This is a genomic window from Chryseobacterium ginsengisoli (assembly GCF_039542325.1).
Lineage (GTDB): Bacteria > Bacteroidota > Bacteroidia > Flavobacteriales > Weeksellaceae > Chryseobacterium > Chryseobacterium ginsengisoli.
Genome location: NZ_BAABHX010000005.1, coordinates 127,038 through 139,518, shown reverse-complemented (window position 1 = coordinate 139,518; position 12,481 = coordinate 127,038). Strand labels below are relative to the sequence as shown.

At 33.2% G+C, this 12,481-nt stretch carries 12 protein-coding genes; 3 read left to right on the top strand and 9 right to left on the bottom strand.

What is annotated here, in order from left to right; all coding sequences use genetic code 11:
• Position 1: 1 nt before the first annotated feature.
• The 6 genes from ABD940_RS15780 to ABD940_RS15755 form a co-directional block, all read right to left on the bottom strand.
• Entirely contained in the window at positions 2-169 is a 168-nt protein-coding gene (locus tag ABD940_RS15780) for a hypothetical protein (RefSeq protein ID WP_345205995.1), read from the bottom strand.
• Complete coding sequence (locus tag ABD940_RS15775; RefSeq protein ID WP_345205993.1) at positions 156-488, bottom strand: hypothetical protein; 333 nt, start codon at positions 486-488, stop codon at positions 156-158. Before ABD940_RS15775 ends, ABD940_RS15780 begins: the two co-directional genes overlap by 14 nt.
• Before the next feature lie 2 nt (positions 489-490).
• Positions 491-1,108, bottom strand: coding sequence for a P-loop NTPase family protein (locus ABD940_RS15770; RefSeq protein WP_345205991.1), 618 nt, complete (start codon positions 1,106-1,108; stop codon positions 491-493).
• Positions 1,109-2,032 carry an AAA family ATPase gene (locus tag ABD940_RS15765; protein WP_345205989.1) on the bottom strand — a complete coding sequence of 308 codons (924 nt, stop codon included), beginning with the start codon at positions 2,030-2,032 and terminating at the stop codon, positions 1,109-1,111.
• A gap of 23 nt (positions 2,033-2,055) precedes the next feature.
• A complete protein-coding gene (locus ABD940_RS15760) occupies positions 2,056-4,113 on the bottom strand; it encodes a hypothetical protein (protein WP_345205987.1) in 2,058 nt (685 codons plus the stop codon).
• A 137-nt stretch (positions 4,114-4,250) separates the two neighbouring features.
• Positions 4,251-4,529: a hypothetical protein gene (locus ABD940_RS15755; protein WP_345205984.1), complete on the bottom strand. Its 279-nt coding sequence runs from the start codon at positions 4,527-4,529 to the stop codon at positions 4,251-4,253.
• Positions 4,530-4,667: 138 nt separating this feature from the next.
• On the opposite strand from ABD940_RS15755, the gene ABD940_RS15750 reads away from it, so the two are divergent.
• Positions 4,668-5,498, top strand: coding sequence for a LexA family transcriptional regulator (locus ABD940_RS15750; RefSeq protein ID WP_345205981.1), 831 nt, complete (start codon positions 4,668-4,670; stop codon positions 5,496-5,498).
• A gap of 483 nt (positions 5,499-5,981) precedes the next feature.
• Here ABD940_RS15750 and ABD940_RS15745 read toward each other — a convergent pair whose 3' ends face one another.
• Together ABD940_RS15745 and ABD940_RS15740 are read right to left on the bottom strand one after the other, a co-directional pair.
• On the bottom strand, positions 5,982-6,122 hold the full coding sequence (locus tag ABD940_RS15745) for a hypothetical protein (protein ID WP_345205977.1): 141 nt from the start codon (positions 6,120-6,122) through the stop codon (positions 5,982-5,984).
• 92 nt (positions 6,123-6,214) lie between these two features.
• Positions 6,215-8,416, bottom strand: a complete 2,202-nt coding sequence (locus ABD940_RS15740) for a TonB-dependent siderophore receptor (protein ID WP_345205974.1) — start codon at positions 8,414-8,416, stop codon at positions 6,215-6,217.
• 175 nt (positions 8,417-8,591) lie between these two features.
• On the opposite strand from ABD940_RS15740, the gene ABD940_RS15735 reads away from it, so the two are divergent.
• A complete protein-coding gene (locus ABD940_RS15735) occupies positions 8,592-9,650 on the top strand; it encodes a Gfo/Idh/MocA family oxidoreductase (RefSeq protein ID WP_345205970.1) in 1,059 nt (352 codons plus the stop codon).
• Positions 9,651-9,796: 146 nt separating this feature from the next.
• Here the strand turns inward: ABD940_RS15735 and ABD940_RS15730 are convergent, their stop codons facing one another.
• Entirely contained in the window at positions 9,797-11,683 is a 1,887-nt protein-coding gene (locus ABD940_RS15730) for an ABC-F family ATP-binding cassette domain-containing protein (RefSeq protein WP_345205967.1), read from the bottom strand.
• Positions 11,684-11,951: 268 nt separating this feature from the next.
• Between ABD940_RS15730 and ABD940_RS15725 the strand changes: the two genes are divergently transcribed.
• Positions 11,952-12,467 carry a DUF1761 domain-containing protein gene (locus ABD940_RS15725; protein WP_345205965.1) on the top strand — a complete coding sequence of 172 codons (516 nt, stop codon included), beginning with the start codon at positions 11,952-11,954 and terminating at the stop codon, positions 12,465-12,467.
• Positions 12,468-12,481 lie beyond the last annotated feature (14 nt).

The window sequence follows — 12,481 nt, the reverse complement described above, 5'->3', positions numbered from 1 at the left end:
ATTATTTTAAATTTTTTAGTAGTAATTCGCATTTAATCAATTCATCATTTATTTTCACCCATTCGGACTGATAACTGTCATCTTCAAGCCGTGCTTTTAATCCGGCAATCATTTTTTTAAGTTCCTGTTCGGTTGGAGGAAACATTTCATTAAAATTAGCTGTACTCATTTTGTATATTTTTTAAATCGTTAGTAATATTTGGAAAGACTGTCTTATATTCTTCAATTGGACGATCTTTTTCTTTTTGTTCATCGTAGAAATATAAAAGGCGATCTTGACCAAATTTCATAAGCGGTGTTTTCCATTTGGTTATGCTTACGAATTCATATAACATTGATACTTTACCGTTTAATTCGTTCGCTCCAATTTCCCCTGTCATTACTCTGTGTAAAATCGTTCTATCATGCCAACTTAAAACATTGTAAATTGTATCTAAAGCCAATGTTTCCTGATATATATTTCTTTTTTCTTCTGTATATTTTTTCATAGTTATTTTTCGGTTCCCCAATAAAGATTTGCTTTTTGTTCGTTTATCATCAAAGTTCCTCCCGGACATCTTCCGGAAATAATTGCTTTTAATCCTTCAGCTTGTATAATAATTTTCGCTAGTTTTCGCCAGTGACTTGCGAGAGCGTTGTCCGGCAAGCCTTTTTCCTCATGGCATATTAAAATGATAAGTTTGTTTGAGTGTTTTTGTTTGAATTCTGAAATCATCTTCTTTGTAACTTCATCACGGTAAATCGTGGCGTTGTCTATTAAAATGATTTTAGCACATTTTCTAGATTCTAGTCTTTTGTCTATATCTTCCCATGCTTCGTAACCAATAATGTGAAAGTTTTTTTCTGTGTCTGATAATCCCGCAAATTTCATTGCGCCAATTATGTCTTTCGAAAGTCCCTCTTCAGCAGAAATATAAAGTACTTTTCCGAAGCTTGTAAGATATTTAGCCAACATCATAGCAAAGGTTGATTTGCCGTTTTTTTCGCCACCTCCTAAATACCATAATCCAGTTGTTTCAGGTTTTCCGAAGGATTGAAGCCAAAGACCAGTAAATTCAAACACTTTAAACACTATTGAAAACGCCTGTTTTACTGATAATGCCTTCATCTATGATCTGACTTTTACAAGGGTTTTCATATATCGTAATGATTTAATTCTACCATCCTCTTGACCTCTTTTGCTCTTATATGGGTTATCTATTTTCACCATACAATTTTTAATGATTTCATTAACCTTAGATTTGTCTTGAACATTGACATAGGCTACATCACCAAAAAGTTTCATATAAAAGTTTTTTCTTTCTTCTGGATTTCGCGGTACTAATGTTACAAAATCATCAGAAAAACGGCTGAATATCTCAGCAAAACCAACTTTATGATTTGTTATACCTCTAGTTATTTTCGCTCTTAATCCATCTGCACCGATCATATACCATGCACAATTATCCTCAGTAGCATTTATAATTCCTTTCAGTTCTAAATATGCATTGTATTCAAGGTCGCCAGCTTCATCGATACAGATAAAAGGATCTTCCAACATATTAATTGCATACTTTACATTTTCTAAAACCTCGTAATATTTTCCTGTTGTATCACAACCTAGCGCCTTTGCTAATGCTCTTATTAATCTAACTTTAGTATGAGACTGTGAACCGTCTACATAAAAAGCATTTTTCATTTTACTGATAAGAATTTTAGCACAATAAGTTTTACCTATGCCACAATCATCAACCAAAATCATTGATGTTTGATTTTGCTGACAAAAATTAAAGTTATCTTCCATTAGTTGATAAATTTCAGTTGTTACTGGCTTCCAATTAATCTTTTTGATAGTAACCTGATACTTTCTTCCAATATTTATCCATTGTCCCGGTGATAATACTTTGTCAATTTCACCTTTTTTAATTCGGCTATAAACTGAATTGTCAATGCCTAATGTTTTAGCGAATGCATTATCCGATCCGCCGAAATTTTCCCTGCCATTTAACATTGCAGTTCTAATTTGTTGTTTAAATTCATTTGTAATCTCCATATCTTCTTTATAAATTCAATAAATTAAAAATTCGCAGCCCAACCTCTTGCAGTTGGTTTTTGGGATGTTTCCCCAAAGTTGTAGTTGATTTCTTCTGTCTCAATCGCAATTTCTTGCGGTTCGTCAGTATTTGGCGTGTATCTTTTGCGCCCTCCAATTTGAAATTTGTTGTTAAGAGTTTTTTGACGGTTATCAATAACAGTAATTTTGTCAATATCTCTTTTTCTTTGGCTCATATAGCCGTTTACAGTGTTTTCATAAGCTGACATCAACTTTCGATTAATATCTCCGTTTTCGTCACGTTCGTGAATTGATCTTGAATAAGCAGGATGAAGAACTAAATCACAAAGCATCATATCATCATAGTAGATCATGGCTTTTAAAACATTTCCGTCATTTCCATCAAGCCAATAAATTGTAAACTCTTTACCTTCTACATATTTCATCAACCTGATTAAATCTTCACCTAAAGCAATTTCGCCTTCCATGCCTAAAACATAAGTTGTCTTTCTAAAGTTGATAATCCCAGCGTTACAGCTTGAAATTTCAGTGCGTCCGATGTATGGCAAAAACGCCTTCCAATTTGTTGGTTGTGTATTTTTATTTTGAGTTTCACAAAAGACCTCCCAACGCGTTTTATCTGTATGTACTGAATGTGGCATGTTGTTCCAAGTCTCAATGTCGTTTAAAGACTGATCTACAATTTCATCGAATGGAAGGAAAACATCTTCATCGGCACTTTTTTGATTTTCCTCTTTTCTTGCATGAGGTCGCGCCATCCAACCAATTCGACTTTTTTCGTGTCTATATCTTAACTCTCCAAATTTTCTTTCAACAACCTTTGATCTTGCACGGTTAGCATAAATATTCACATTGTCGAACATCGCTCCGTTTCTTAGGAAAGTGTCTTTAAAACTACTATTCAATGAACTTTCACATTCTAAGCCTAATGGTAAATTAAAGCCCCATTCTGTGTAATTTCGAATCATCTGACGATAAAACTCTTTGATAATCCCTTCTTTTGATTTTCCCCAAACCCAAACCGTCCAAGCTTCAGAACCAACATCGATACCCATGTAAAACCAAGCTCGACTTCTGTTTTTATCATACATAAATGGCGGTTGACGGTCATCAATTGAAATCAGCGTTCCGGCTTCCTTGATTTTATCTAACTTATGCCACGGAATGAATTCCTGCATAAATTTTTGTCTATCTCCGGAACGTTTTGCGTGTGTTCCTATCTTATTTTCCCATTTACCAAGCCATGCAATTATTGAACTATCGGACAATTCTCTGTAATAAGCTTCATTAGCGTTGTAAATTTCGCCTGTATCATGTGAGATAATATCAACATCTCCTTTTATAAATCCGTTGTATAAATTGGCTACTTCTGTACGTGATGGCTTATGTTCTTGACCTGCGAACATGTCATTTAACAATTGAATCATTTCATCAGTCATTATTTTCCTATTTTGATTCTTTAGCTTTCCGGAAATCAGACTGGAAAAATCAAATCCAACATCGAACGTATTAAAAAACGGCTTCCAAACTCTGTCAAATGCTCTGTAAGAAGCTGGAATTGTGTGTTTAGTTTTAAATAGCTTTGGTAGATATTCATTAAACGTCATAATGTCCTGATGAATAGAAGTAAGCAAACCACGTCCTGATGTTTTTTTTAATTTTTGCCATTCTGTAAGACGTGCGATTCTCAATTTTTCAGAAGCAATCAAAACACTTGCGTTTGTTATATATTCTTCTTTGAAACTGTCTTTTAAGCTTGATCCATCATCAAATTTAAAATCTGTAAAATATCTTACTGCGTTTGCGTCAAATTGGAAAAACTCAATTAATGGATGATTCATTTTTCTAGGATCACCAATACTGTCTTGAATTTCTTTTGATAAACTATCGAAGTCAATTAACATGTGGCGACCGTTTCCGCCTTTTTGAACCTGTTTAATTCCAAAGGGCTTATCCTTGTAACGGTAAACATTAGTTTGTAATGTTTTCAGTGTATTATAGTAGTCAGGAACCAGTTCCTCCAATGTTACTACTAAAATATTTCCCCAATGGTGTGGCATTTATTTTAGACTGTGTTTATATGTTATACATATTGGTAAACCAAAAATTAAAAAATAAGTTGCTTTTTCTTCTTTTCCGGTTGGTGCGTCCAATACGTCAATAGTGCGATAACAGAAAATGTTTTGTATTAATTTTTTCATGATTTAATATTTAAAAGTTGTTTTCTTTGATTGATAACTTTTGCCAAAGCGCTTGATGCTTCAAAATGATTTTTCTGAAAAACTCTGAAAAATGCTTTCTCGGCTGATTGTGCAGAAACTTTTATCATAGATGCAACCAGTTGCCAATCACCTCGTCTTTTTTCATTTAATAGCTGGCTCAACCATTCCAAATGTTTAATTTCTTCATCACTTTTTGGGATATAAGTAAATTTTGCGCTTATGGGGGTTTTTACGGTATTTACGGGTTTCCTCATTTTTCGCTGTGTATTTGTTTTAATTTTGTCGTGCATTTGTTTCTGTCTGTATTACTTTTGTATTACTTTTGTATTGATAACAATACAAGTGCAAATATATACTCATTTTGAGTATAAAACCAAATAAAACTACTCAAAATGAGTAATAAAATTGATAAAGAACTGATTCTCAATAAGATTAAATTACATTATGGATTCGAAAAAGATACTCAATTTGCTCAATTTTTAGAAGTTCCACCGACAACATTATCGGGTTGGTACAGAAGAAACACATTTGATATTGATGTTTTATACTCAAAATGCGTAGGAATTTCAGGTGATTTTCTCATCACTGGGAATGAACCTATGTTCCAAAGTGGGTCTTATGCAATGGAAACTAGTGTTTCTCATGATGCTGATATTGATTTCGTGCATAAAGTTCCTCAAGTGGTCACTGTTGATTCACATCAGAAAGAAAATATTCCGCTTGTATCGGTGCAAGCAAGGGCGGGGTATTTGGATGGGTATTATAAATCTGATTTTATAAAAAAATTGCCTGTTTACAGAATGCCCGGACTAAATAACGGAACGTTCCGTGCGTTTCAGGTCAAAGGACAGTCAATGAACCTTTCTTTACATAATCAAAGTTATGCTGTTGGTGAATGGGTAGAAAATTGGATAACTGGAATTAAAGACGATAGATTATATATAATTGTTCATGAGGATTGGGATAATGACAAAGAAGGGGTTTTAATCAAAAGGTGCATTAATAGGATTGAAAAATATGATAATCTACTTTGCAAATCTGATAATTTGGATAGGCGATCATATCCGAACATCAATATTCATCCCAGCACTATAAAGGAGGTTTGGGAAGTTAAAGGCGGAGTTGTATTTGAATTTACTAATCCTGCATTAATATTTGATAGAATGAATGACATAGAAGCGGAAATTGAACAAATAAAAATGGGGAAATATCTAAATGATTGATTTTCAGCTAATATCAACTTAATCCAATTGTCCTTATATATGCTTGAATCTTTATAAAATATTTATATTTGTACATTATATGGCTACAAATCCCCGTGAATGTAATCAGAATAAACATTTTTTGAATACCCAACTGAATACCCAACTGAATACCCAAATAGAAAAAGCACCCAAAAAGAGGTGTTTTTTGTTTTTTATTAAACTTATTGCCATAAGTTATAATTAAGTCTTTTTTAAATACTTTTAAACAGCTAAATAAACCTTGTTTTAAGGCGTTTATTCCTTGTATTGGTAGTTATAGACACTATAAACGACAACAACCCCAATTAAAGGGCTGTTATTAGTAATTAACGGATATTTTAATGGTAATTAAATAGTAATTAAATTACATTTATAGACATTTCGTTTTTTTTAAAAAATAGCTTCAAAAACGCTGAAAACCCTCATCAATTGGGCTTTTTTGGCTTTTTGGCTTTTTTGTTCTTATGTACTTTTTAAATTAATGCCCATATAAATAAGCAAAACTCCGCTTAAAGAATAAACAACCATTATTCCTGCAAGGAAATATCCTAAATAACGGTGTGTAATTCTCATGAAACTTCTTGTGTCCTTAATCTTATCCATATCTTATCGTTTGTTTTTAAAAGTTCAAAAGTGGAAACTGCAAAAATGCAATTCCCACTTTATTTAAAGAAATCATTAATACTATTAAAATGTTAAAGTTTATACGTCAACGTGAAATAATAATTTCTTGGCGTAATAGGATTAACAGAGTAATTTTCGTGAACATTGTAGTTTACAACATCGAAAAGGTTTCCTACTTTTCCTTGGATTGAGAATTTATTCCATTCGTAGCCAAGGCTTAAATCTACGGTTACGAAACCATCAACATCAATCATTCTTGTAACCTGAGTTTGATTTTTTGTGTCGTTCCAACCAGCTTTTCTGTCACCTGTATAGAATGCTGTTGCTCCGATTCTCAGACCTTTTGCAAAATTTGTAAGTGTGTAAAAAGCTGATGCATTTACAGTAACTGCAGGTGTTCTCACTAATCTTTGGTCCTCTACATAACCATAAATATCCGGAGTTTTTGTATAAACAGCATTATTATAAGAAACACCTCCAATTAATGATAAATTAGTTAATGGATTTCCTGTGATATCTAGCTCTACACCACGGCTTCTAACTTTACCTGCAAATTCTTTCAAATTAGAATCCGAGTTCTGTGTCATTCCATCCGCTTTAAATCTTGCGGTAGTGTAATTATTGTTATTAACAATTTGATAAGCTGTTAAGTTAATAGCAACCGCATTATTGAAAATATTCTTTTTAATACCAATTTCATATTGATCTACTGTAGAAGGCTTCAAGGATTCGAAATTTACTGTAGTTCCGGTATTTGGAACAAATGAATTTGTATAGGTTGCAAATACTGAAATATTCTCATTCGGATTAAAGATAAGGCCTACCTTTGGTGAAAATGCATGATCTTCTGTTTTTGCACTCGCTACAGGAATTGTATATCCCTGAATGAATATATTGTCTGAAGATTCACCATTCGTTAAATAAGAGTAACGAACTCCTGCCAAAACTTTTAAAGATTTTGTTAATTCAACTAAATCCTGAGCATAAACTCCAAATCTTCTTGTTGGAATTCTTCTTCTGTAAGCTTTATCTGCAGTTGGCATTGCTCCTTCATTTGTCCAAGTTGATGGATCGTTTAAAAGTAATGTGCCTAAAGTTGTACCGCTTAATTTAAAAGTATAGGAATCAGCTTGTCCGTAATCTCCATCAGTACCTACCAGAAGTTTGTGAGTAATATTTCCGGTCTTAAATTCTCCATTTAGATTAATTTGTAAGGAAGTATAATTTTGTTCGTTGTAAGTTCTTCCTACAGGTCTCGTCCAACTTGGATTTAAATTATTTGTTTTTGAATTGAAAGCCCACTGAACTCTTTCTGTAGAAAAATAATCTTTTGTATAATTTTGGTAAGAAGCAACTGCGTTTAATGACCAATTATTATTAAATCTGTGATTTAAAATAACATCAGTTGTAGCTTGCTGATTGGTTTGATATTGCCAATTGGCTCCAAAGAACTGATTTCTGTTGACTTCAGTTGCCAGTCTTGAAACTCCTGTTGCATTATCAGTCACACTTCCAATTCCGAAATCGGGTGTGAAAGTATGGTATAAATAATCTCCTTCTACAATTAATTGTGTATTTTCACTTAAATTAAAAACAAAAGAAGGGTTGAAATAATTCTTTTTCGATTGCACCAAGTCTCTAAAACTTTCAGCATATTCATAAGTTCCGTTTACTCGGAATGCAATATTTTTAGATAAAGGACCGTAAACATCAACGGTTGGTTTGTAAGAATTCCAGCTTCCAGCACTGAATCCTACAGTTCCTCCAAATTCAAACTTCGGTTTTTTCGTAATTAAGTTTACAATTCCACCTGGTCCAACATTTCCATATAACATGGCATTAGCTCCTTTTAAAACTTCAACTCTTTCAAGACCTGTTACTTCAGGAAAAACTCCACTATTTATTTTTGCACCGTTCTTGAAAATATTATCATTTCCAAAAGTAAAACCACGTCCGCCAAAACTGTCTTGAGAACCCCCTCTTGCTGAAGTAAGATAAATTCCGTTTACATTTCTAATAACATCACTCAATTGTTTTGCTTGTTGCTGTTCAATTACTTCATGAGTAACGATAGCAATAGGCTGTGGAGTTTCCATTATCGTCAGATTTGATTTTGTAGATAATGGTTTTGCTTTGTTTGGGTTTCCTGTTTTGTAAAGGTTAACATCTTCAATGGTCTGAACTTTTACAGTATCAGCTTCAACGTTTTTCATTTGTGCGCTTAAGGACACGGCTGCGAATAGTAGTCCTAAAGTTACTAGCTGCTTTTTCATTTTACGTTTATTATTTAGAGTGGTTTTAAATAAAGTGCAAAAGTATATCATTATTTAGAATTAATAAAAATTAAGAGGTGACATTTGTCATTTATTAATGATTTTTTAATTATAGGGTTGAATCTTGAGAAGTATTATGTGATTTTTATAAATATATTTGTTTAAAATAAAATTTATGCAATTGGTAAAAGTAGGACTTTGTGCATTCGGAATGAGTGGAAAAGTTTTTCATGCTCCTTTTTTAAAGGAACATCCGGGATTTTTCATTTCTGCTATTGTAGAAAGAAGTAAAGAAGAATCTAAAGAAAAATATCCCGATGCAACAATTTATCGTTCGGTAGAAGAAATGCTGGAAAATGCAGATATTGAATTGGTTATAGTAAATACGCCTGTTCAGACGCATTTTGAATATACAAAAAAAGCTTTGGAAGCAGGGAAAAATGTAGTTGTTGAGAAACCTTTTACAGTAAACGTTTCCGAAGCAGAAGAATTGGCAAGACTAGCGGAAGAGAAAGGCTTATTTGTGAGCGTTTATCAAAACAGAAGATTCGACCGTGATTATCTTCAGGTTCAGAAAATAATGAACGAAGGTAAATTAGGCAGTCTTAAAGAAGTTGAAATTCGCTTCGACAGATTCCGAACTGAAGCAAGTGGGAAAGCTCATAAAGAAAATCCGGAAGCTACTGGTTCTGGTTCACTTCACGATTTGGGATCTCATTTGGTGGATCAGGTAGTGCAATATTTTGGTTTTCCGGAAAAATTGTTCGCGGATGTTTTTTCGATGAAAGGAAAAGAATTTGCTAACGATTATTTTGAAATTATTTTATTTTATCAAAATGATTTGAGAGTAAGATTAAAATCTTCAGTTTTTACAAAAGAAGCTCATTATGCTTATTCGGTTCACGGAGAAAAAGGAAGTTTTTTACAGGAAAGAACGGATAATCAGGAAAATGAATTGGTTGCAGGAGCAATTCCAACTTACGGTGAAGATTGGACGCAACCTTTAAAAGAAACCGACGGAATTCTGAATTTTTTAAATGAAAATAAAGAAACCGAAAGAATTCTTACATCAAGCGAACCAGGAAATTACATGAATTATTATCAACAAATTTACGAATTCATCGTTTTCGGATATGCGTTACCTTCACCTGCAGGAGAGATTATCAAGAACATGAAAATCATCGACGCTGCAATGGAAAGCTCTAAAGAAGGAAAAATTATAAGTTTGGCTTAAAATAAATTGAATTTTTATAATAAGAAATGCTTCGACAAGCTCAGCATGACATTTCTAATACTAACTGTCTTAAATCAGCAGTAAATTTTCAGCGATGTCATGCTGAGCTTGTCGAAGCATGTATATTTTAGGTTAGGTTCTTTACCTTAAATTTCCTGAAGTTCCAGCCATCTCATTTCGTGGTTTTCCAACTTCTCAGAAAGTGCTTCCAGATCGGCAGAAAGTTTTGCAATTTTCTCATATTCACTTTCATTATTAAGCTGTTCAAGAATCTTTGCACGTTGTTCTTCTAGTTCAGGAATTTCTTTATCAATGGTTTCCAGTTCTCTTTGTTCTTTAAAAGAAAGTTTTCTTTTCGGAGCTTGTGGTGGTGAAACGGGAGTAGGAACCGAAATAACTGTTTCAACTTTTTTCTCAACAACAGCTTTCGGATTTTTTTCTTCTAATTTTAAATTTTCTCTGTATTCTGAGAAATTCCCAATAAAATCTCTGATTTTTCCTTCTCCTTCAAATGCTAAAATATGGTCAACAATTCTGTCCATAAAATATCTGTCGTGAGAAACGATAATCAAACTTCCCTGGAAATTCAACAGGAAATTTTCCAATACTGTTAAAGTCGGAAGATCAAGATCATTCGTAGGCTCATCAAATATTAAGAAGTTTGGATTTTGATATAAAATATACATCAAATGTAATCTTCTTTTTTCACCTCCTGAAAGTTTTGAAATAGGAGAGTATTGTGTCTGATCGTCAAATAAGAATAATCTTAAAAACTGCGATGCAGAAATCGTTCTTCCGTTGGCTAGAGGAAAGTTTTCAGAAATTTCTTTAATAAAATCAATTACTCGCTCGTCTTCTTTATATTTAAGTCCTTTTTGTGAAAAGTAACCGAATTTGATAGTTTCCCCAGTTTCAATTTCTCCGGAATCTCTCGGTTCAAGCCCTTGAATGATGTTTAATAATGTAGATTTTCCGGCACCATTTTTTCCTACAATTCCTACTTTTTCGCCTCTTTGAAACTGATAACTGAAATCTTTTAATAATAATTTATCTCCATAACTTTTAGAAATATCTTTTAGTTCAAGGATTTTATTTCCAAGCCTTTTCATTTCGAAATCAAGCTCAAGAGATTCTTTTCTTGTATCGGTTTTGGCTATTTTTTCAGTTTCGTAAAAGTCATCTTGTCTCGATTTAGACTTTGTAGTTCGTGCTTTCGGCTGTCTTCGCATCCATTCCAGTTCTTTTCTGTAAAGATTGTTGGCTTTGTCGATGGTTGCATTCATATTATCCTCACGAATCATCTTATTTTCAAGATACGTTGCATAAGAACCATTATGGAAATACAGATTTTTATCTTCCATTTCCCAGATAATTCCGCAGACTGCATCAAGGAAATATCTGTCATGGGTTACCAAAATTAAAGTAATTTTTGCCTTACTCAGATAACTTTCCAGCCATTCCACCATTTCTACATCAAGATGGTTGGTTGGCTCATCCATGATGAGAAGTGTGTGGCGATGTTCAGCTCTGGTTTCCGTCAATAATTTGGCTAAAGCAACACGTTTGATCTGACCTCCGGAAAGATTTCCCATTTTGGCTTCAAGATCTGTGATTTTCAATTGAGACAGAATTTGTTTCATGTCATTCTCAAGATCCCACGCTTTATGAATTTCCATTTCAGCCAAAGCTTTTTCAATGAAATCATAATCTGTAGAAAGTAATGATTTATGATAATTTTTCAATGCCTGAATCGGTGCGGAATCAAGCGTCATCATGAATTCGTCAATCGTTAAATTAGAATCAAACTCGATCTCCTGATCAAACAGAACAACCTGAATGTCTTTATTGATAGTCACAGTTCCGCTGTCTGCGATTTCTTTTCCCATCAGGATTTTCAGAAGGGTAGATTTCCCGCTTCCATTTTTGGCAACGATGGCAATTTTGTCGCCTTCATTCACATGGAACGAAATATTTTCGAACAAAACTTTTATACCATAGGATTTGGTGAGATTTTCAACAGAAACGTAATTCATTAGAGTTTGATACTTAAATTAAGGTGCAAAAGTACGAAAATGTAACCAGAAAAATGGATGATAAAACAAGCCTCAATATTCAGTTTTTTTATTGTTTTTATTAAATTGGGATTAATAATCAAATATGTTAATGTTTTAAATTATTATTCATTAAATAGTAATTTGTTTATTGAATAATAGTTAAAATTAAATATTCATTGAATTAAATTTATTTCATATTGATTTTTAATGTAGCTTTATATTCTAAGATTATTTTAAAATTAAAACTATGACACAAATCAACTTTTGGGCTATTTTCGTAGCCGCACTTGTCCCATTGATTATGGGATTTATTTGGTATCATCCGAAAGTTTTCGGAAAAGCATGGATGGAGGAAACAGGATTGACAGAAGAAAAAATGAAAGGTTCAATGATTGGAGTTTTTATTTTTTCTGTGATTTTATCAGGCTTAATGGCTCTTTTTCTGCAGTTTGTCACAATACATCAATTCGGAGCTCTCGGAATGGTTGGAGGTGACGAAATGAACGCCAACGATTCTTATCATGCTTTTATGAAAGATTACGGAATGGCTTACCGATCTTTTGGTCACGGAGCTTTGCATTCTTTTATGGCAGGATTTTTATTTGTTTTTCCGATGACGGCAATCAATGCAATGTTTGAAAGAAAATCATGGAAATATACGATGATCAATTCGGCATATTGGACGATCACAATTACCATCATGGGCGGAATTATCTGTGGTTGGTACGCTGTTGACGGTTTCCATTGGGTGACACAAAAATAATTTGAACAGTTTAA

Excerpts from the sequence above, each read along its gene's own strand:
- ABD940_RS15780 (WP_345205995.1), bottom strand. The coding sequence starts at position 169 with ATGAGTACAGCTAATTTTAATGAAATGTTTCCTCCAACCGAACAGGAA.
- ABD940_RS15775 (WP_345205993.1), bottom strand. The coding sequence starts at position 488 with ATGAAAAAATATACAGAAGAAAAAAGAAATATATATCAGGAAACATTG.
- ABD940_RS15770 (WP_345205991.1), bottom strand. The coding sequence starts at position 1,108 with ATGAAGGCATTATCAGTAAAACAGGCGTTTTCAATAGTGTTTAAAGTG.
- ABD940_RS15765 (WP_345205989.1), bottom strand. The coding sequence starts at position 2,032 with ATGGAGATTACAAATGAATTTAAACAACAAATTAGAACTGCAATGTTA.
- ABD940_RS15760 (WP_345205987.1), bottom strand. The coding sequence starts at position 4,113 with ATGCCACACCATTGGGGAAATATTTTAGTAGTAACATTGGAGGAACTG.
- ABD940_RS15755 (WP_345205984.1), bottom strand. The coding sequence starts at position 4,529 with ATGAGGAAACCCGTAAATACCGTAAAAACCCCCATAAGCGCAAAATTT.
- ABD940_RS15750 (WP_345205981.1), top strand. The coding sequence starts at position 4,668 with ATGAGTAATAAAATTGATAAAGAACTGATTCTCAATAAGATTAAATTA.
- ABD940_RS15745 (WP_345205977.1), bottom strand. The coding sequence starts at position 6,122 with ATGGATAAGATTAAGGACACAAGAAGTTTCATGAGAATTACACACCGT.
- ABD940_RS15740 (WP_345205974.1), bottom strand. The coding sequence starts at position 8,416 with ATGAAAAAGCAGCTAGTAACTTTAGGACTACTATTCGCAGCCGTGTCC.
- ABD940_RS15735 (WP_345205970.1), top strand. The coding sequence starts at position 8,592 with ATGCAATTGGTAAAAGTAGGACTTTGTGCATTCGGAATGAGTGGAAAA.
- ABD940_RS15730 (WP_345205967.1), bottom strand. The coding sequence starts at position 11,683 with ATGAATTACGTTTCTGTTGAAAATCTCACCAAATCCTATGGTATAAAA.
- ABD940_RS15725 (WP_345205965.1), top strand. The coding sequence starts at position 11,952 with ATGACACAAATCAACTTTTGGGCTATTTTCGTAGCCGCACTTGTCCCA.